The organism is Luteibacter sp., from assembly GCF_036500425.1.
Lineage (GTDB): Bacteria > Pseudomonadota > Gammaproteobacteria > Xanthomonadales > Rhodanobacteraceae > Luteibacter.
This window is the reverse complement of record NZ_DASYCB010000051.1, coordinates 13,017-34,257: the sequence shown is the minus strand read 5'-3', so window position 1 is coordinate 34,257 and position 21,241 is coordinate 13,017. Positions and strand designations below refer to the sequence as shown.

General features: G+C 64.7%; 13 protein-coding genes. All 13 read right to left on the bottom strand.

Translation table 11 applies throughout. The annotated features are described in order from the left end of the window. Positions 1-7 precede the first annotated feature (7 nt). Complete coding sequence (locus VGN46_RS12540) at positions 8-1,162, bottom strand: hypothetical protein (protein WP_331644047.1); 1,155 nt, start codon at positions 1,160-1,162, stop codon at positions 8-10. Positions 1,163-1,173: 11 nt separating this feature from the next. Beyond that, positions 1,174-2,901 (bottom strand): molecular chaperone HscC, encoded by a 1,728-nt coding sequence (locus VGN46_RS12535; protein ID WP_331644046.1) that lies wholly within the window; start codon positions 2,899-2,901, stop codon positions 1,174-1,176. Continuing rightward, the gene (locus VGN46_RS12530) at positions 2,894-3,787 is read right to left on the bottom strand and encodes a hypothetical protein (RefSeq protein WP_331644045.1); all 894 of its coding nucleotides are present in this window, start codon (positions 3,785-3,787) and stop codon (positions 2,894-2,896) included. The genes VGN46_RS12535 and VGN46_RS12530 overlap by 8 nt, the downstream gene beginning before the upstream one ends. Positions 3,788-3,915: 128 nt before the next feature. Then, entirely contained in the window at positions 3,916-6,123 is a 2,208-nt protein-coding gene (gene uvrD, locus VGN46_RS12525; protein ID WP_331644044.1) for a DNA helicase II, read from the bottom strand. A 60-nt stretch (positions 6,124-6,183) separates the two neighbouring features. After that, positions 6,184-6,402: a hypothetical protein gene (locus VGN46_RS12520; RefSeq protein ID WP_331644043.1), complete on the bottom strand. Its 219-nt coding sequence runs from the start codon at positions 6,400-6,402 to the stop codon at positions 6,184-6,186. Between the two features lie 133 nt (positions 6,403-6,535). Beyond that, on the bottom strand, positions 6,536-8,239 hold the full coding sequence (locus VGN46_RS12515; RefSeq protein ID WP_331644042.1) for a bifunctional sulfate adenylyltransferase/adenylylsulfate kinase: 1,704 nt from the start codon (positions 8,237-8,239) through the stop codon (positions 6,536-6,538). Positions 8,240-8,241: 2 nt separating this feature from the next. After that, entirely contained in the window at positions 8,242-9,087 is an 846-nt protein-coding gene (locus tag VGN46_RS12510) for a sulfotransferase (protein ID WP_331644041.1), read from the bottom strand. Positions 9,088-9,124: 37 nt separating this feature from the next. After that, the gene (locus VGN46_RS12505) at positions 9,125-10,132 is read right to left on the bottom strand and encodes a LacI family DNA-binding transcriptional regulator (protein WP_331644040.1); all 1,008 of its coding nucleotides are present in this window, start codon (positions 10,130-10,132) and stop codon (positions 9,125-9,127) included. A 10-nt stretch (positions 10,133-10,142) separates the two neighbouring features. Beyond that, a complete protein-coding gene (locus tag VGN46_RS12500; RefSeq protein ID WP_331644039.1) occupies positions 10,143-12,851 on the bottom strand; it encodes a glycoside hydrolase family 2 protein in 2,709 nt (902 codons plus the stop codon). Positions 12,852-12,855: 4 nt separating this feature from the next. Then, a complete protein-coding gene (locus tag VGN46_RS12495) occupies positions 12,856-14,217 on the bottom strand; it encodes an APC family permease (protein WP_331644038.1) in 1,362 nt (453 codons plus the stop codon). 8 nt (positions 14,218-14,225) lie between these two features. Further along, positions 14,226-17,438: a TonB-dependent receptor gene (locus tag VGN46_RS12490; protein ID WP_331644037.1), complete on the bottom strand. Its 3,213-nt coding sequence runs from the start codon at positions 17,436-17,438 to the stop codon at positions 14,226-14,228. A 142-nt stretch (positions 17,439-17,580) separates the two neighbouring features. Continuing rightward, on the bottom strand, positions 17,581-19,884 hold the full coding sequence (locus tag VGN46_RS12485; protein WP_331644036.1) for a family 20 glycosylhydrolase: 2,304 nt from the start codon (positions 19,882-19,884) through the stop codon (positions 17,581-17,583). A 38-nt stretch (positions 19,885-19,922) separates the two neighbouring features. After that, entirely contained in the window at positions 19,923-20,927 is a 1,005-nt protein-coding gene (locus VGN46_RS12480) for a glucokinase (protein WP_331644035.1), read from the bottom strand. Positions 20,928-21,241: the final 314 nt, after the last annotated feature.

Here is a 21,241-nt window from a genome sequence, read left to right as displayed (position 1 = left end):
CGCTCCTTTAGTGGTCGTTTGACGACTCGCCCGTGCCGCTCGGTGCGTGCCAGTGGCCGTCCAGTGCGCAACGCTGGGCGCGCCGCTTTGCCTGCACCACATCCGTGGCAGGCATGCCGGCGAACGCATCCGGGCGATCGAAGCGCGCATAGAGTTCCACGCATTCGCGAGGGGTCAACGCAGCCTCGTTGAAGTTCGGCAAGGGCTCGCTCTTGCCCTCGCGACTCGCGGTCTGGATCCCATTGAGGATCAGGTAGACGAGCATCCCGACGAACCACAGGATCGTCCAGGCCAGGGGAGGGAGGCGTAGCGACCGCCGGCGCACCGGCGGTCGCGCGCCGATCGGCACGATCGCTGATGCGGGTGCCGCGCGTTGTCTGAATTCGTCTTGCGTGGACGGCGGCAGGGCATCAAACGCGGCTTTCCACGCGCTGATCTGGGCCGGCGTGAGGTGCAGCATGAGCCAGTCGGGCAGTAGTTCAGTCAACCGGCCGACGTCGGGCCAGCGCCGGGCTATGTAGCCATCGATGCCGGCGTGCGCGCGGGTGATGAGTTCAAGCCACGTCGCGCGCCAGCCAGCGTCCAGCGCATGCCAGATCTCGCGCTGGGCCAGGACGCAAGCAATCCATGCCGCGCGAGGATCCCCGGCGCGCAGTCGCCCCACTTCATGCCAATGAAATGCGGTGGCAGCCGCGTCGAACAGGGCCGACCGTTGCGGGATCGAACTAGCACGCAGCGCATCGATAAGCAGGTCTTCGAACTGGCCGGGCGCATCGATATAGCCGAGCCGCAAGGAGACCAGCGTATCGTCAAGCAGCGTGGCCATGGCATCAGCGTGACCGCGCCTGGCGCCTTCGCGAAGCCGTTGCATGGCTTCCTGCGCGGCTGCGTCCTGCGCAGGCGGGATGGGAGTGGGCGGCTCGCTCTCTCCTGCATCCGCCGTGATTTTCACTGGCGCCATGATGATGACGTCGTCCGTCACGGGCTGCTCGTCACACCAGGCCAGCGCCGCTTCATAAGCCTCACGCAGGCGTTGGAATGCCTCGGGATCCACGCCAGGGTCGAGCCGGCGCAGCTGCGCGGCATAAGCCCGCCGCACCATCACCGTATCGGCATGGGGAGGGAGGCCCAGGGTTTCGAGGTGCCAGGGAAGCGCTGCCATGCCCTAACGGGTCAGTCGATGCGGTCAGGGGCAAAGTAGCTATCGGACTCGATAGCTTTCAACGCGTCACGAAACTGCACCGCATCGCGGGCGATAAGCCTGGGGTCCTGACTGGCTAGCACCTGTTCGAAGTGCGCAATCATCTGGCCGACGTGGTCGCGCGCCGTTCCCAGCAGTTGCTCGTACATGCGTTCGGCGCGTGCGAGCAGGGTGCGGTTTTCCAGCGTATCGCGTGGGTGGATCTTGAGTGCGGCGAGCGCTGCAAGACGGCGGGCGATTTCCTCATCTGACATGTGCGCCTGTCCGCTCTCGATCACCAGACGCTGGATCTCGCCGGTCGCGACGACGCTGACTTCTACCTCGAGCAGGCCGTTGACGTCGTAGGTGAAGCGCACATCGACGCCGCCCTCGTGCGCAGGGCCCGGCTCGATAGGGACGCTGACTTCTCCCAGCCGGATGTTGTCGCGAACCATGCGCGACTCGCCTTGATACACGCCGATCGCGATCTTGCGCTGCTGCGGGTGCACGGGATGGAACCGTTGCACCCGGCTGACCGGCACGACGGTGTTCCGTTCGATGATCGGCGCGTAATAGCCTTCGGCCATGCCGCCTTGCTCGAGCGCCCGCACGACTTCGGTGCCCAGCGTATACGGGCAGACGTCGGTCATCACGGTCTCGTCGAGCGCCTTGTCCTTCATCTTGAGGCCGGCCTGGACCGCTGCGCCAAGCGCCACCACCTCATCCGGATTGAGTCCCACCGCCGGGAAGCGGCCAAACATGCGCGTGGCTAGCGCGCGGATCATGCTCATGCGCGTCGCGCCGCCGGCCAGCACGACATTGTCGAGATCGGCTGCGCGGATGCGCGCGTCGCGCAAGGCGCGTTCGATAGGCCGCCATAAGCGGTTCAGAAGCGGCTCGGCGAGCTTCTCGAAGGCATCCGCATCCAGTTCAACGCTGGCCTGGCTGCCTTGCCAGCTGATCTCGAACGACGCCTTGCCCTGCGCGCTCAGTTCACGCTTGGCGGCTTCGGCACGTGCGCCGAGGCGCTGCATGAAGACGGCATCGGCGCGTGCTTCGTCCGGGATGCCCGTGCTGAAGGCGAGATCGGCGATCAGGGTCGCGAAGTCTTCACCGCCGAGCATGTTGTCACCGGCGCTCGCGCGCACCTCCATGACGCCATCGAACATCTCGAGGATCGAGACATCAAACGTGCCGCCACCCAGGTCGAAGACGAGGAACTGCGTTTCGCGCTGGCCCTCGTGCATGCCGTAGGCCAGCGCGGCGGCCGTGGGTTCGTTGAGGAGGCGCTCGACCTTGAGTCCCGCGAGCTCACCAGCCGCACGCGTGGCCTTGCGCTGGGCATCGGAGAAGTAAGCCGGCACGGTGATAACAGCCTCGGTGATCGGCTCACCGAGGAATGCCTCGGCGTCTTCCTTTAGCGCGCGTAGCACCAGGGCTGAGAGTTCCTCGGGGCGGAAGTCGCGGTCGCCCAGGCGTACGATCCGGGCGCTGCCCATGTACCGCTTGAACAGGGCGGCGGTGAGATGGGGATGCGTTTGCAGGCGCTCGCGGGCCACCTCACCGATAAGGACACGGCCGTCCGTATCAAAGCCGACGCACGAGGGCGTGAGGAAGCTACCCAGTGCGTTGGGAACCAGGCGTGGGCCACCGTCTTTCCAGACGGCGACGAGGCTGTTGGTCGTGCCGAGGTCGATACCGACGATCATAGAGTCACTCAAAGGCGCGGATGATCATGCCAAGGATCATCACGGTGAGGATGGCGAGGGGTAGCCAGCCGATGCGGTGGCCAGGCCCGGCGGATGCTTCAGCCCGGGGGCGGCGCGTGTACTGGCGTGCCCACTCGGCGGCTTGCTCTGGCGTGAGGTAGAGCGCCATCAGCTGCGGGTAGCGGGACAACGCCTCGTTGGCAGCATGCCAGGTATCAAGATGATCGTGCATGGGCGAGCCGCGCACGATCGCCTCAAGGGCGACCATCAAGCGCGGGCCATCCCAGGATTGCGACAACGTGTGGCGCTGCCGTTCCACGGCCTCGATCCACGCGCCGCCGCCGGCGCCGAGGCCGCGGAAGTGACTCAGGTCATTCCAGCCGAGCTGGTCCATGGCGACACGAAAGACGGCGGCGCGCTGGCGCATGCCGCCCACGGCCAGTCGCTCGATCAGGCCTTCCTCGAATACCGCCTTCGCTCCGGGGTGTTGCAGGCGCAGGTCGGCAAGGCTGGCGGCCAGCTCGCGGGCAATATCGGCATCGTCGCCGCCGTGTACGCGATAGCAGAAACGATCAAGCGCGCGCCTGCCCAGGGTCGTGGGAGTATCCAGGTGCGATGCTTCTTGCACCGGCGGCTGATGCCCATCCACGGCCTGCTGAGGTTCGCTCCGAGGTGCGGGCGGCGTGTTGCCGGTGTCGAGCGCCGTGGGCGCTGTCGGCTGGCCGTTGTCGGCAACGAAGCCGCGGGCCACTTCGTAGGCCTGGCGCAGGCGATCGAAGGCCACGGGGTCCGTGGCCTGGTCAATGGCCTTCAACTGCTGGGCGTACGCACGCTTCACCTCGCGTTCTCCCGCCGAGGCATCGAGGCCGAGATGGCTGAGGAACCATGGCGTGGTCATGGGCCTGCTCCGTGGACGGTACCGACGATCATGTGATCCCTGACATGCCCGCGCGGTCTGGCGGGCAACCCCTTGTTAGCGGCAGGCGCGGCCCTGCCTTTAAGGCCTGCCGCGCGCCGCTTGGCCCCCTACAGCGCGGTCAGGTTCGCATAAGCGTAAACCAGCCACTTGGCACCTTCATCCTGGAAATTGACCTGCACCCGCATGTGGGCGCCGGCGCCCTCTGCGCTGACGATCGTGCCTTCGCCGAACTTGGGGTGGCTGACCCGCTGGCCCAGCCGTACGGCGGTCTGTTCCTGCAGGCTGGCGCCGCCGCCCGCGAAGCGGTCGGCGTACGCCGGGCGCGACACCTGTACGCGGGGGCGCAGCTCGTCGATCAGCTCGGGCGGAATTTCGCCCAGGAAACGGGAGGGGCGGGCGAGCATTTCGGTGCCGTGCATACGCCGCGATTCCGCATGCGACACAAACAGCTTTACCCGCGCACGAGTAATGCCGACGTAGGCCAGCCGGCGCTCCTCTTCCAGGCGATTCTCTTCTTCGGTGGAGCGCTGGCTGGGGAACAGCCCTTCTTCCATGCCGACCAGGAAGACTACCGGGAATTCGAGGCCCTTGGCGGAATGCAGGGTCATGAGCTGCACGCAATCGTCCCAGGCTTCGCCCTGGCCTTCGCCCGCTTCAAGCGCGGCGTGCGAAAGGAACGCAGAGAGTTCGTTGAGTCCAGCGTCGGTATCTTCCGGAGTCATCTCGAAGCGGCTGGCGACGTTGACGAGTTCATCAAGGTTCTCCACCCGGGCCTCGCCGTTGCCGCGCTTGTCGGCCTCGTAGAAGTCGCGCAGGCCGGTGTGCGCGATCGCGTGTTCGATCTGCTCGGCGAGATCCAGCGCCGACGGGGCGTCGTTGCCTTCGACATCGCCACCGCGGAACGTGCGGTGCATCTCGTCGATCAGGCTGATGAAGGCGCGCAGGGCGTTCTTCGCGCGGCCGGCGAGTTTGCCCGTGGCGACCTCGTTGAGCACGGCTTCCCACATCGAGCTGCCTTCCAGCCGCGCGCGGCGGCGCAGCTCGTCCAGCGTGCGATCGCCGATGCCACGTGGCGGCGTATTGACCGCGCGCTCGAAAGCGGCGTCATCGTGGCGGTTCGAGGCCAGACGAAGATAGGCGAGCGCGTCCTTGATTTCCGCACGCTCGAAGAAGCGCAGGCCGCCATAGACTCGGTAGGGCAGGTCGCGCTGGATCAGCTGTTCTTCGAAGTTGCGCGATTGCGCATTCGAGCGATAGAGGATGGCGCAGTCGCGCGCATTGCCATGCTCCGCGATATGTTCACGGATACGCTCGATGACGAAGCGCGCCTCATCCTGTTCGTTGTACGCGGCGTACAGCGCGATGCGGTCGCCCTCGTCACCATCGGTCCATAATTGCTTGCCAAGGCGGCCACCATTGCGCGCGATGACCGCGTTCGCGGCATTCAGGATCGTCGACGTGGAGCGGTAGTTCTGCTCCAGGCGGATCGTCTTCGCGCCTGGGAAATCGCGCAGGAACTGCTGCACGTTCTCGACCTTCGCACCACGCCAGCCGTAGATCGCCTGGTCATCATCGCCGACGACGAAGACCTGGCCGGTGCTGCCTGCGAGTACGCGGATCCAGGCGTACTGCAGCGTGTTGGTATCCTGGAATTCGTCAATCAACAGATAGCGCCAGCGATCCTGGTAGTGCTTCAGCACGTACGGATCTTTTAGCCACAGCTCGTGCGCACGCAGCAGCAGCTCGGCGAAATCGACCAGGCCGGCACGCTGGCACTGTTGTTCATAGGCCTTGTAGACCTCGACAAACGTGCGCGTCACCGGATGATCACGGTGCTCGATGCTATCCGGGCGCTTGCCTTCATCCTTCCAGTTGTTGATCTGCCAGGCCGCCTGGCGTGGCGGGTAGCGCGCCTCATCAAGGCCCATGCCGGCGATGACGCGCTTGATCAGCCGCTGCTGGTCATCCGAATCCAGGATCTGGAAGCCCTCGACCAGCCCGGCCTCCCGCCAGTGGCGGCGTAGCAGGCGGTGGGCGATACCGTGGAAGGTGCCGACCGTGAGGCCCTGGGTACCGCCTGGGACGATGCCATCGAGGCGCGAGCGCATTTCGCCCGCGGCCTTGTTGGTGAAGGTGACCGAGAGAATCGCCCACGGCGGCACGCCTTCGACCTGGGTTAGCCAGCCGATGCGGTGGGTGAGTACGCGGGTCTTGCCGGAACCGGCGCCGGCGAGGATCAGGTAGTGCCCCGGTGGGGCGCTGACGGCCTCGCGCTGCGCGTCATTCAGGCCGTCGAGAAGGTGGGATACGTCCATCCCGCCATTGTACCGGAGCGGGGCCCCCCGGACCCGGCCGGGAGGCCCGCCGCAAGCGGCTTAGCGCTTCCGGGCGATGCCGGCGACGGCGACGATGCCGCCGATCACGATACCGGCGATACCCACCCATTGCGGCACGGCCTTGTCGTGGGTCGCTTCGATCTTGGCGGGCCCCAGCGAGGCCACCGTATCGGTCTTCTGGTAGCTGCCGTTGCCCATGACCACCCAGATACCCAGGCCGATGAGAATGATGCCAACAACGATGAGACCTGCGCGCATGTGTGTACCCCTCTATGGATCGGTGGCAGGAGCATGCGTTGACGAATGTGAGCGAAACGTAAGCACGCGATGCCCCGTAGGAGCGCGCTCGCGCGCGATAACCGTGCGACACCGCCTCGATCCCACCGCGTCACTACCCAACCAACTCCCGCGCCCGCAACACGTCGACAATACGTGCCGCGAGCAACGCAGGCGTCAGCTCCGCACCGTCCAGTCGAAGCTCCGGCCTTTCCGGCACCTCATACGGATCGCTGACGCCGGTGAAGTGCTTAAGCACGCCCGCGCGGGCCTGCGCATACAAACCCTTGGTGTCCCGCGCTTCGCACACCTCCAGGCTGGTGCTGACGTGCACTTCGATGAAGTCACCGTGGGCCTCGACTAGCGCGCGAGCTGCGGCACGGTCCTCGGCATACGGTGCGATCGGCGCGCAGATGGCAATGCCGCCGTGGCGTACCACTTCCGAAGCGACGTAAGCGATTCTCAGGATGTTGGCCGAACGGTCTTCGCGCGAGAAGCCCAGGCCGGCCGAAAGCGTCTTTCGTACCTCGTCGCCATCGAGCAAGCTGACTTTTCTTCTCGTGGTTTCCAGGATGGTGGCCATCAGGGCTTGGGCGATGGTCGATTTGCCCGCGCCGGAAAGGCCTGTGAAGAAGATGGCACAACCACGGTCCGCCGGTCGCGGAAAGCGTTGCCGGAGGATCGCTTCAATGTCCGGGTAGGTGAACCACGCAGGGATCGGGCTTCCTTCCTTCAGGTGCTTGCGAAGTTCGGTGCCGGATACATCGCTCACGGCCTCGCCTTCATGAAGCTCGTCGGTGGGGACGTAAGCCTGGCGTCCCGGTGAGAAGACCATGGGGGCGAAGGGGAGCACGGTGATGCCTAACTCGTTGGCGTGCGCCTCGACCAGGGCCTGCGCCGCGAGCAGCGCGTAGAAGGGGCGCCCCGACGCATCCTTGCCCGGACCGGCATGATCGCGGCCGACGATGAAGTAACCCGCGCCGAAGTTCTTCCGGATGATCGCGTGCCAAAGTGCTTCGCGCGGGCCGGCCATGCGCATGGCCAGGGGCAGGACCGCCAGCTTCACCGAACCCTCTGGGTAATGCGCTAACAGCGCGCGGTAGCAGCGGACGCGGGTGTACGTATCGATGTCGCCATCTTTCGTGCGTCCGACGACGGGATGCAGCAGCAGTTTGCCGCCAACGGCTTGCATGGCCCGCCGGGTCAGCTCGACGTGCGCCCGATGCAGCGGGTTGCGCGTCTGGAAGGCGACGATGCGATCCCAGTCCTGCTCGGCAAGCCACGCACGTATCTCGCGGGGCGTGGCGCGCAGGTCGGTGAAGTCATGGTGGGCCGGTCGCTGCAGCCCGCGAAGGCGGCCGCCAAGATAGACACCACCCCGGCCGAGCAGGTCGGCGACGCCCGGATGCTGGCGATCCAGCGTCCCGTACACGCCCATGGCTTCGCGGGTCTTGTCGGGCCGGAAGATGTCCGAAAGTGTGAGCATGGCAAGCGCCGTGCCCTGGATGTCGCGCAATACGATGTCCTGGCCGACCGAGAGCGGTGCCGCGACCTCCTCGGAGACATCCAACGTGATCGGCATCGGCCAGAGCGTGCCATCGGCCAGGCGGAGGCCATCCACGACAGCGCGATAGTCCGCTTCGCTCATGAAACCATCGAGTGGCGAGAACGCGCCATCGAGAAGAAGCTCGAGATCGCACAGGTGGCGGTGATCGAGCACGACGCTGGCCAGTGCACCGGACGCGCGCCTGGCGTCGAGCGCTTCCGCCCCGGGTAGGTATAGCTCCTTGAGTTCGCCCCCGTGCGCTTCGATCAGCATGGTCAAACGATCGTTACCTGGTTGACGTTGTTCTTCGGATCCATCCAGAACGCCTCGTTGGCAAAGCGCCCAAAGACCTCGCGCGGCAGGACCGGTGTGCGCTCGACGGCCTCGACTTTGGCGCGAACCGAATGCAGTCCGGGCATGCCGACGCGCGCATCGAACTCATCGGCGCTGTAGGCGATGCGGTCAAAGTCGTGCTCGAACCACGGTTCACCCAGGAAACCATAGACCGCACGCATGGCCGCTTCGGGATCGCGCACCAGGCTTTCGTAGGTGAGCAGCAGCAGGTGGTCATGGGCGTGCTCGCCGTAGAACGCCTCCTTCGCCGCCTGATACGCAAAGCCGACCATGCCACGCGGATCGGTTAGCGCCTCGACCCGTGAGTACACCGTGGTATTCGTGTCGTAGCGGAACACCTTGCTGACGCTGATCGGCTGCTTGAGCACGAGGCGTTCCATGCTATCGAGCACCCAGGCCAGCTGGCGAACGCAGGCGATGACCTTCACGCCAGGGAACAGCGTGTTGAGCAAGCCCATGCGGCTGCACCACAGGCGGCTCATGTCGAAGATCGCCTCGGCGCGGGTATCGACCGAGTAGAAGTTTTCCACCAGGCCGCGCAGGATCGCCACACGTTGTTCGTCCGAGACCTCAAAGGCGAAATCGTTCTTGCTGCTGGCCTCGGCGACCACCACACCCATGATGTCGGCCACGGGGCTGGTCATGCCGGCTCGGAAGCGCGGATTCTGATTCAGGATCGCAGCAAGCAGTGTGGTGCCCGCGCGTGGCAGCCCGGAGATGAAGTGGAATCGGCGCTGGGTTTTGAGGGCATCGGGCGTCGCGGACATGCAGTGTGCTTCCTTGGGACGTGATGGGTGCAACTGATCAGCGCGCAGGCGCCGTGGAGGCGCGCAGGCGCATTTGGTACTCAACCTCGACCATGCGGGGTTCGCCTTTGCCTAGCAGCCCCAGCAAGAGCTCCTCGGTGGCGCGCCTGCCCATGTCGCGGACCGGTTGGTGCACTGTAGTGAGCAAAGGCCATACCTGCGTAGCGATCGTCGTGTCGTCGAAACCACAGATGGATACGTCGCCGGGCACCGACACGCCAGCCTCGGCGGCGGCCCAGATGGCACCGACGGCCATGTCATCGTCTGCCGCGAAGATCGCCGTGGGCCGCTGCTTCAGGCGCAGCAGCTGGCGAGCGGCGTTCACGCCCGACTCGAAGGAGAACCGGCCTTGCACCATGTAATCAGGGCGCTCATCCAGCCCGGCACGCTTGAGGCCATCGCGGAAACCCGCCAGGCGCCACACCCCCGCGCCATGCTTCGGGTCACCAATGATGTGCGCGATGCGGCGGTGCCCCAGTTCGACGAGGTGCGCGACCATCGCCGCCGCCGCCTCGCGTTCGCGCAGGATGACGCCGGCGATGCCCTTGGGCTTGCGCGGCGCGATGGAGGTGAAAGGAAGTTCGATGGCGCGCAGGTGGGCGAGCAGGGCCGCGTGGTCGGTGATGGGGGGCGTGAGGATCAGGCCATCAGGGCGGTGACGCCACAGGATGCCTTCGACACGTTCCATGAAATCCGCTGCGGTGGAGTCCAGTGGCTGCACCATCATGCTGTACTGGTGCGCCTCGCAGGCTTCCTGCACGCCGGCCTGCACTTCCATGATGTAGCTCGGCGACAGGTTGTCGTAGAGCAGCCCGATCATGAAGGAGCGGTTGGTCGCCAGGCTACGCGCCGACGTAAGCGGCCGGTAGTTCAGTTCGGCGACGGCCGCCATGACGCGCTCGCGCACTTCCTTGCGCACGCCCGGCTCCTGGTTGAGCACGCGCGAGACGGTCTTCTTCGACGTATCGGACGCACGAGCCACATCGTTGATGGTCACGCGCGACATGAAGGCCTCTTCAATGCTTTGTTCCCTGGGTGCCCCCCGCCGCGAACTGCTCCACGGGGGTGTTCCAACCGGCCACCTCGACCACCATGCCGGTCGCGCCCTGCGCCGGGTAGCGTGCGGTCAGCACGATGGATTCGCCGGGCCAGAGCGTGACGTCATTGTCAGTCCACCTCACGGGTAGCGCAAGCTCGCCTTTAGCGCCACGGCGCATCGAAAGATGCTCCTGCACGGCGGCGGCTGTAGACGACGACGGCACGGAAAGGGTGACCGTGGTAACGGCCTCATCACCCTCACGCACGGTCGAGGCATGCACCTCGCGGGTCGCCTTGGATAGCGATGCCAGGGCGGTGAAATCGCCATACTGCGTCAGCGGCGTCAGGTACCAGTTCGACTTCGCCCAGTCGAGTTTGTCCGGTCGCGTGGATAGCCAGTAGACATTGCGGCTGACCGCCTTGCCGCCGGCTTCGGCGAGATCCAGCTCCACGAAATAGACCGTGGACAGATCCGCGATCGGGGGCAGGTCGAGTACCGGCTGCGTGTGGTTGCCTGCCAGGTCGATCCCTGGCACCTGTTTCTGGTAGCGCACGCTACCGTCGAGGTTCCGGACCCGGACCGTGGCCTGCAGCCCATGCCGTTCGTCCAGCGTGTGGTTCACCACCACGATGGCATGCGCATCGTATGAGTACTGGATGTGCACCGGCTCGTTGGCCTTCTTGGCGCCGTAGTACGCGCCGGCCGGGTTCAGGTAGTAGTCGTAGAGATGCCAGTGCAGCGACGGCCATGCGTTGTTGAGCATCCAGTAGATGACGCCGGTGGCCGGGTTGGAAGCGCCCATGTGGGCGTTGAACGCCTCGAACTGCGCGCGCACATTGTCGTAGTTATCGAGCTGGGCCTTCGCCACATAGTCGGCGAGTCCGGTGGGCGCACCATACCGCTGCGCCAGCGCCGTATCGAACGGCGTAAGCACGGCGAAGGTCGACCAGTCTGCCGACGCGTGGTACTGCCGGGCTTCCGGATATTTCCAAAGCGCTTCCTGCTCCTGCACCGACAGCATCCGCTGCACGTCCTCCAGCCGCGGTATCACCGCGCCAGCGCTGACTTCCGAATCGAAGCCGAAGGCCCCGCCCAGTTTGTCGGCATACCAGTACGACGGTGGGATCCAGTCGTAGGGGCCCGCCATCTTCATGCCGGACGGGCCGGCTTCGGCGGTCTTCTCGTCGACGGCCGCTGAAATGATGGGAAGCGACCAGTCCTCGGCACGTAGCGTGTCGGTGTACATCTTGGAAAGCGCCGGGGGTGGCGCATGGTCGCTGCCAATGTAGAAGCCAATCACCGAGGGGTGGTTGCGTAGCAGGCGCGCTTCACTGGCCATCGAGGCTTGCGCCACCCGCATGTCGGCATCGTTCCACGGTTGGCCACCCGTCTTCGCCGCCGCTTCCCATTTCGAACAGCATTCCCAGCCGGCCAGTACGAGGATGCCATTCCGATCGGCGAGGTCGTAGAACCGGTCGTTCTCCAGTTTGCCCTCGCTGCGGATGGTGTTGATGCCAAGGTTCACGACGTAGCTAAACTCGGTTTCCATGCGCGCAGGATCGTCGCGCAGGAACATGTCGGGAGCCCAGCCGCCACCGCGTATGAGCAGGGGCTTGCCGTTGATGATGAACTGGCGATAGCCCTGGCGCGTCCATGTCGATTCGACGCGGCGCACGCCGAAGTTCGTGGTGGCGTGATCAGATGGAGCGCCGTCGACGGTCGCGTTCACCGCCATGGTGTACAGCGGATGATCACCCATGCCGATCGGCCACCAGACCCTCGGTGCATCGAGTGTCGCGGCTGGCGCGGACCCCGAGGCGAACGACACCACCTTCGTCTCGCCGGGGGCGAGGTGAACGGTCTGCTGCAAAGGCTTATCCGCGACGGTTCCCGAAAGCGTCGCGTCATGGGCGACCGTATCCAGGTTCGTAGCGGTGACCTTCACAGCGAGCGTCGCCTGTTTGAGGTCGGGCGAGAGCGTCGTGAGCACCAGTGGCGCGCTCAGCGCCACTGGCCCCGTCTGCACGATATCGACGCCGCGCCACGGACCCATGTTGTTATCCGGCGGCGTCGGGTTCCAGTCGACCCAGCCGATGGAAAGGCTCATTCGCGGGTCGCCGGGAAAGACGTTCAAGGCAAGAGCGTTCGCACCGGCGTGTACCCAGCGCGTCACATCAATATCTCTCACGGGGTAGGCGCCCGCGATATCGGCATGGTCGGCGACCTTCTGCCCGTTCACCCAGACATCCGCGCTCGCGATGATGCCGTGCGTGCGCAGTAAAGTGTGCCGCGATGCCGGGCCCTTGGCGAGCGTGAATCCGGCGCGGTACCACCACGGCGTCACGAACAGGTTGCCACTGGCATCCGGGACCTGGGCGGCACGCAGGTTATCGCTATGGAATACGTCGAACTTGAAGACGTCGTTCTCTAGCAGGCCAGCCATGGCCGTGGCGCGCCCGGTAACGGGATACCAGTCTTTGGCGGCGAAATGGATCGCGGAAATCGTGGCGCCCGCTTCTTGTGCCTTTGCACTGTCCTGGATCTGCCAGCGGGCAACCGGGGTCACCGTCCCGGCTTCCGCGGCCACACGCGTATCGGTATAGGTGACGCGTGCCATGGCCGCGGGGCCGGATGCCAGGCTTATCACGATGGCCGCTACGACGGCGGAACGGGCTGTGATCTGCATGACGTTACAGCTCCCCGGTGGCGGTGTGCTGGGTTTCGATAGGCGCGAAGGGCCATGCCACGTTCACTCGCGCCCAGAGCACGAACACCACGAGGCCAGCGAAAATCCACGCACCCGAAAGCAGCAGTGACAAGGTCGATGCGGAGAAGTAGACGTAAACCCAACCCACCGCGGCGATGATGCAGGGTACTGGGTAAAGCCATTGCCGGTAGGGGCGACGCAGCTGCGGCTCGCGCCGCCGTAACACGATAAGCGCGACGACCTGGGCGAGGGACTGCACAAGGATGGTCGCCGTCAGCAGCATGTTGATGACCTCGGTCAGGTCGAAGAACGTACCGATGGCTGTCACCAGGCCCATGGTCAGCAGGGCGACGTGCGGGAAGCCATGTCGCGCATGCAGGCGGCCGAACGTCGACAGGAAGACTTTGTCCCGTGCCGCCTCGAACGGCACGCGCGAGCCACCCAACAGGCCGGTAAACACGGAGGCGAGCGCCGTGATGATGATGAGCGTAGTCATCACGGCGGCAGCGGCGTGGCCCCAGCTGCGCTCTACCACCAGCGATGCGATGGACCTGGACCGCGCGATCTCCTGCCAGGGAGCCACGCCGAGCACGCTGATGTTGAGCAGGAGGTAGATCACCATCATCGCCATGATCGAGATGATGATGGAGCGGGGCATGGTGTGCCCAGGGTCGCGCAACTCGTCGCCAATATAGGCCGTGGTGTTGTACCCCAGGTAGTCGTACACGCCGATGATGAGTCCAGCGCCCAGGCCGGTGAAGAAGCGGGGGCCAAACGCATCGGGTGGGAAGTCGAAGGCGAGGTGAGCGTCAAAGTGTGAGAAGCCCGCCGCCGCCACGCCGATGATCGAGACGAGCATGATCACCCAGAGGGCTACGGTGATCACACGCACCGACTCGATGCGCCGATACAGCAGCCATGTGACGAGCGCGGTAGCCGCGATGCCCACGAGATGCGCCGGCCACCAACCCATGTTCGGGAAGAAGAACTGCAGGTACTCCACCATGCCGATAATGCCTGTGGACATCAGCAGGGGAATAGCCAGCAACATCGTCCAGATGAAGAGGAACGGCATGAGCTTGCCGGTGCGCTTCTGGAATGCTTCGCGCAGATACACGTAAGTACCGCCGGAGCCCGGCATTGCCGCACCGAGCTCCGCCCATACCAGCCCATCGGCCATCGCCAGCAAGGCGCCGACGATCCATCCGACAATGGCCTGCGGGCCCCCCATCGCGGCCACCATCAACGGAATGGTGATGAACGGGCCGATGCCGCACATTTGCGTCATGTTGATGGCGGTGCCGGAGAACACGCCGATCGAACGATGGAAGTTACGCTCGCTCATGGGGTTGCCTACCACTGGCCACGGATGCCGAACATGAACATGCGCTCGGAGAACGTCGAGTGCCCTGGCTGGTTCGGAAAGACCAGATAGTACTTCTGGTACTCATTGGTGAGGTTCGTGCCATTGAGGAACACTTCCAGTTGCTTGGCGAATTTGTACGAGATCGAGGCATCGATGTACTTCTGCGGTGCCTCATACATCTCCAGGCCGGTGATGCCGCCGACACTATCCATCACCGCGCGGCGCGAACGGTAGTTGTATGCCACGCGTGCCTGGAACCGGTCATCCTGGTACCAGAGGATGAAGTTGCCCGATTTCGTCGAGTTATCCTGGAACGGGATCTTCTTGCCCGCCAGATCCTTCTCGCCGGAGTTGCTGGGCGCGTACGTGGCGTTCACTTCCATGCCGGTCTTCGAGAGTATGCCCGGGAGGAAGGTAAAGCCTTGCCGGTAGTCGAATTCGGCGCCCTTGATGTTGTTGCCCGTACCCTGGACCGGCTGCGTGATAACGATGCAATGGTCGCGCACCACGCCGTCTTCGTCGGGCAGGGTGCAGTTAGTCACGCTGCCGTTCTTGATGAAGCTATCCACGTTGATGCGGAAGAGAGCAAGGCTGACCATGCTCGAGGGATTGATGTACCACTCCGCCGAGGCGCCAAAGTTGGTCGAACGCCAGGGATCCAGGTTTGGGTTGCCCGATGAGGTGCCGTTGGCCACGCGGAATATCGGCCCATCCGGTGTTTCGGACAAGGAGTAGTTCAACTGCAAGCCGCCGGCCCACGTGCTCAGGTCAAGCGGCATCATGTTCTTCGAGTACGCCAGGCGCACTTTCACGCTATCGGTCACATCCAGGGCGAAGTTCGCCGAGGGCAGGATGTCCTGGTACGACCGCTTGGTGATATCGACGCCCACGTCTTCCGGTTCGTCACCGTAAGCCCCCGGGTCACCGCTGAGGTGCTGCGTTACATCGAGCTTGCTGCGGATCAGGCGGACGCCCACATTGCCGCTGTAGGTCATGTCGCCGATGGTGCCGTTGAAATCACCCTGGAGGTAGCCCGAGAGTTCCTTGAGCCGTACGCCCCAGGTTGTGCCCGGTTCGCCTACGCTCACGGTATCGGGGTACAGCGATTTCCAGTACGCCTCGGGGTTCTTCATGGCGTTCGGGTCGATCGCCCAGAAATCGATGCCGGAACCGAGCAGGTTGTTATAGGCCTTGAAGTTGTCCGCCAGCGGCGCCGCCGTCTTCGGCATGGAGATGGCTGACAACGGCCCCGCGCGGAAGTAGCCCTGCTCGTTACCTGCAGTACACGTTCCGCTGTTCAACACCACGTCAGCACCGACATAGCGCACCAGGCAGCCGCCTGGGTCGCTGGCACCCATGCCAGCGTAGACCGGTGTTTCAAACGTGTAGCCTTGGTTGTCCGCGGTGCGGATGCTGTTGCGCACGCCGAACTTGAGCTTGAAGCCGTCGTTGAAGTCGAACTTGCCATCGAATCGCAAGGCGTTGAGGGCCACCTTGCGGTCGTAGTTGCCCGACGACTCGAGCGTCTTGAAGGTCCAGGCGTTCGGGTCCGCGAATGCCGCGGCCAGCTCGGCGGGCGTACCGATCTTCAGGTACCGCCCGCGGAAATCCGCGGTGATGGGTATGGTGTTCTGCGGGATGCCCGTGGGGTTGAATACACGGTTGCCACCCAGTTCCGCGGGATAGACCATGGTCCCGGGTGGCACCGCATCATCGGGTACGCCATCCGCCAGCACGTTCGGCCACAGCGCGCCGTCCGAATCGGAAATATTGACGTCGGTTTCCTGGAGCGACTGCGATGCCGTGTCGTGGATGCCGCGCAAGCTCGCCGTGAACGGGCCGCCGTCATCGTAGTCAAGCTGCAGGTTCAGGTTCTTGGCCTGGGAGAACTTGCGGATCATCTGCGAGTACGATTCCACGTCGCCCGGCCACTTCTGGTACACCTGCGTGGTGTAGATGTTCGAGCCTTCCCAGCCGGGTTCGGGCGTGCCATACGAGCCAAGCGCGGGTTTGCCCGTATCCTGCGATTGCAGCGGCACGTACGTCGCGCCCTGCCAGTTGGTCGAGTTGAACTGGACGCCGACGTTCCGGTCGAACTCGTGCTGCTGCGAGTAGAAGTAATCGCTGGTCAGGCTGAAGCCGTTGCCGATATCGAACTGGAACGAGGCGTTGCCCGACTTGCGCTTGCGCTCGGTGATGATCTGGTTGATGCCGAAGTTCTGGCTGCCCATGAACACGCCATTGGACTTGCCATCGCCGTTCACGTCCACGCTGCCGTCGGCATTCTGCACGATTTGTGACGGGATCGGTGCCCCATTCCACGGCGTGAGGAAGCCGTTGTAGCCGCCGGCACTCGCGGCGTTTTCGCCATTGAGCACGACACCATACTGGTCGAGGCCTTCAGTGGAATTCATGCGCCGGGTATCGGAATAGTCACCCGACAGCAGGAAGCCCCAACGTCCGTTGTCGTTGTAGGAGAACAGGCCGTTGGCCTCGGGGCCTGTGTGCTTGGTCGTCGATCCGCGCTCACCGTTGGCGGAGTAGCTGTATGTGAAGCCGGAAGGCAGGTCCCAAGGCCGGTAGGTGTGCAGGTCGATCGCGCCGCTGATACCTGCGTCGGTCTCGTCGGCGGTGGCCGATTTGACGACATCCGCACCGTGGAACAGCGTGGACGGCAGCATGCTGAAGTCAGGTTGCTGGGAATCGATCTGGTCGGCGGTGATGAAGACTTCGCCGTTCAGCATCGTGCCGACCTGCGGGAGACCGCGGACGTCGACGGATGTACCCACGCCAGCGTCGCGATTGATCTGCACACCCGTGATTCGCTGGAGCGAGTCCGTGATCGTGGTATCGGGGAGCGCGCCGATGTTCTCGGCCGTGATGCTGTCCTGGATCTTGTCAGCGTCGCGCTTCACGTCGATCGCTTTCATCTGCGAGGCGCGCACACCGGTCACCGTGATCCCGGATAGGTCAACGGCGTGCTTCGCGGTATCCCCGTCACTGTCTTTGGTGTCGCCCTTTTTTGTTGGGGCGGGCGCGGGTGCCGGGGGCGGTGTGGTTTGCGTCGTCGCGGCCTGGGTGGGTTGCCCATCCTGCTGCACATCAAAGAAGGTGGCGGCACCTGCCGACGTCGATACGACGGCCAGCAGGGTCACCGTGATGGCGAACGACAAGGGATGCTTGCGAAGTGCTGTGGACATGACCGTGACCTCGTGACTGTTGCCTGTCGGAACTCAGGAACTTCTGTGCGGGAACGCGTAATGCCCGGCCGCGCCGTTGGGCGCACGCCGTCGTGGTGCTTTCATGTCTTCCCCAACCCACGACGCGCCCCTGCGCGCCGCCCTACTTTGAAAACGAAATCTGTCCCAGCGCCCACTGCCCCTCGCGTGGGTCGCCCGTTGCAAAAACACACAAGGCATGGGCACCCGCGGGCATGGGCGCGGGGAGGGTGGCCTCCTGGCGCACTTGCCCGTCGGTTGGCGCAAGCGGCAGCGTGGCAAGCCCAGGGCCGCTACAACTGTCCGCGTGGATCTCGATGGCATCGACCGTACCGTGGCGCGGGCGCACTACGGCGCCGCGTGCCTCATCGCCGTACCGCCAAGGCAGCCGTTCCGCAGTCACGCGGACATGTGTGGCGCCCTGCAGGTTCGCGGCCGGCCACATCCAGCACGCGTTGCCGATCTCTACGGCGTACACCGGGCTCGTGCCATGCGCCGGCCGGGCGCCCTGAAGCCGCGATGGATCTTCACCGGAGCAGGTCTGCAGCGCGGCGCCATCGCGGGTCAGCAGCGTGGCATTATCCAGCGTCTTCGAACGGGCAGTGGCGAGCACATCACCATCGGATGCAAAGGTGGCGGCCTGTACGGTCGTGCCTTCGGGCAGCATGAGTGGCTGCGTATACAGCGTGGACCGTATGTTGGGCGCAGCGCCATCGGTGGTATAGCGGATCTCGCCGTTATCGACCTGGTTGGTGAGCGCGACGCGGAATTTCCCCGACGCCGCACGTGACACCTCGAACACAGGCGCGAACGCGGTATCCGCGGCACCCATGCCCAGTGCGCGGTAGCGGCGCAGCTCGGCAGGAAGGCGCCCCAGGAACCCGTTCCAGTCGTGCGCAGCCGGCGGTGACCAGCCAAGCTCCGCGAGCGCGGCGGTACGCGGAAACGTGGCGTGCTGGTGGTTCGCGAAGGTCAGCAACTGCTCAGCCCACAGGCCGGCCTGTACGCCGATGACGTGCGTTGCTTCTGCGGTGCTTGCCCCGGGCGGTATCACCTGGGTTTCGTAAGCCTGGCGCAGCGTCACGGCGGGAGGGGGCCCCGCCCATTCGTCCGGGTGCACGGATTGCAGGTGGTCGAAGTACAGTGATTCCTGCGGTGTCATGACGACTTCGTGGCCCTGGCGCAGCGCCGCGAGCGCGACGCGTTCGTCGTGGTCGCCATGCCATGACATCACCACTTGCTCGCGAGGTAGTGCGACGCCCGCTTCGACTTCATCATCCCAGCCCACCGGCGTGCGCCCATGGTCGACGAGATAGGTGGCGACCTTCTGCATGAACCAGCCTTGCAGCTCATCCATGTTGGCAAGTTTCAACGCCTTCATCTGCGCGTTGACCTCGGGTGAAGCATTCCACTGCTGCTTGTCGGCCTCATCGCCTCCGATGGAGACGTAGTGCGACGGAAACAGGCGCATGACCTCGTCCATCACATCATCGACAAACTGAAGGCTCTTCGCATTCGGATTGAGCAGCCAGGGGCTGACGCCCCAGTCGGTCCACACGGGTGGCCGCTTGCCCGTCACGCCTAGCCACGGGTAGGCGGCTATCGCGGCCTGCGAGTGCCCGGGGAGGTCGATCTCAGGGACGATCTCCACGTTGCGCTCGGCCGCGTAGCGCACGATGTCGCTGACTTCGGCGGCTGTGTAGATCTTGCAATAGGGCTTGTCACGCGCACCGGAGACTTCGCTGTCATTGCCCACGGCTTCGCGGCACGCGCCTTTGGTGGCGAGTTCGGGATACTTCGGGATCGGCAGGCGCCAACCCTGATCGTCGGTGATGTGCCAGACCAGGACATTGAGCTTGTCGAGCGACATCCAGTCGATCAGTTGCTTGATCTCGGCGGCGCTCTGGTAGTGCCGGCTCGAGTCGAGCAGCAGCGCGCGCCACGCGAATCGTGGGTGGTCCTCGATGCTGCCGTAGGGTACATGCGCCACGGCGCCTCGTGTCCAGCCGGGCGGCGTCAGCAGTTGCCAGACCGTCACGCTACCGTTGAACGCTCCGCGTTCCGTGCGAGCCGTGACAACGATGCCGGCTTTGCCAATCGTGATCGCGTAGCCTTCGTCACCCACAACCGCTGCATCGGGGCGGATCGCGAACGTGATCGCCGCGGGCGAGTCGGTACTCGCAGCCGTGCGCAGTGAGAGCCCGCGTACGTTGGCAATGCGCTGTGTGAAGTTGTCGACCACGGCCTTCATGGACGCCGTGGCGATGCCGCGCACCGTCACGGTAGCGCCCCCGGCGATATCGAAGACGCCGGCGTTCGATGGCTTTGCGACGGCTGGCAGGGGCAGCAGCGACCATGCGGGTGGCGCGGCGTCCGCCGCGCACACGCCTGTCGCCAGCGTGCCAATGGCCATGGCGAAGGCTGCCATGAGACCGCGGTGAACACGGATTAGGGGCGCGCTCTGCATCATGCGGCAGCACCCTCCGACGTGGACGCGCGGATCGCCGCGCGGTGGCGCATGTACCAGCGCGCCGCGCCCTGCACGCCATGGCAGCCATGCTCGGTGACCCACACCGGCACTTCCGCCAGCATGGCCCGGACGCTGCGCCCATGCAGGAACCGCTCTTCAAAGGCGCTGTGCTTGAGCAGATCGAAGATGGAGGAGAGAAATCCGCCGGCCAGGAAGATGCCACCGGTCGGCATGTAGCTCATCGCGAGGTTGCCCGTGAAGCTGCCCAGGGCTGCGCAGAACAGCGCCACGGCTTCCACGGCATGTTTGTCGCTCTGCGAAGCCGCCGCCGCCGTGACAGCCTTGGGTGTGCTCAGTGTCGCCACCTCGCCATCCAGCGCGCATAGGGCCTCGTACGCGGTGAGAAGCCCTGGCCCCGAGACGATCTGCTCGACGGGCACATAGCCGCCCCCGGGTGCCAGGTAGGCAAGTACGTCACGATCGCGGAGGGAGTGGGGTGCGAAGTCCATCTGCCCCGCTTCCGTCGTCAGGACGGTCCCGCCGGCGGCGTTAGGCACATACACGGCGGCGCCTAGTCCTGTCCCCGGGCCGACCACCAGTGACGGCCCGTGACCACGCGTCGGCGGGCCGCACAGGTGCCGACCACTCGCGGCCAACGGCCCTTCAATGGCGTAAGCCAGCGCTTCGAAATCGTTGAGGACGGTAACGTCGGCCAGCCCCAGCGCGGCGCGCAATGCGTCGACCTGCACGGGCCAGGGCAGGTTGTCGTGCGCGACCTCGTCGCCCATCACCTGGCCAGCGCACGCCAGCACGCAGTGCGAGACCGGGGCACGAACCTCGGCGTCGATGAAGGTTTTCAGCAGATCGGCGAGCGACGGGAACGCCGCGCAAGGGAACACGCGATAGGCGAGCGTCTCAATATCGCCCACGAGGTCGTCAGCCACACGCACAAGCGCAACGTGGCCGTTCGTACCGCCGATATCGCCCGCGAGAAAAAGCATCCCCGATTTCCCCACCGCTTTGGACCAAGCGTGAATCACGCCATCCGAAGTGCCCCCGCACCGGATTCGTCATCAGGGTGTAACGGGACTGACACCGGTGTCAAGACACGCCGCAACACCCCCTGTAGGAGCGCGCTTGCGCGCGATCATCCCTGTCGCGAGCGCCCATCGCGCGCAAGCGCGCTCCTACAGGGGACTTCGAAAATCTGGGCAAAATTCTCATGAGAACGTTCTTAATATCTATCCATGTCAATAACTTAGCTATTTGCACGACTATCCTGGATCCCTCACGCTTGCCGGCCAAGCCGCGGAGA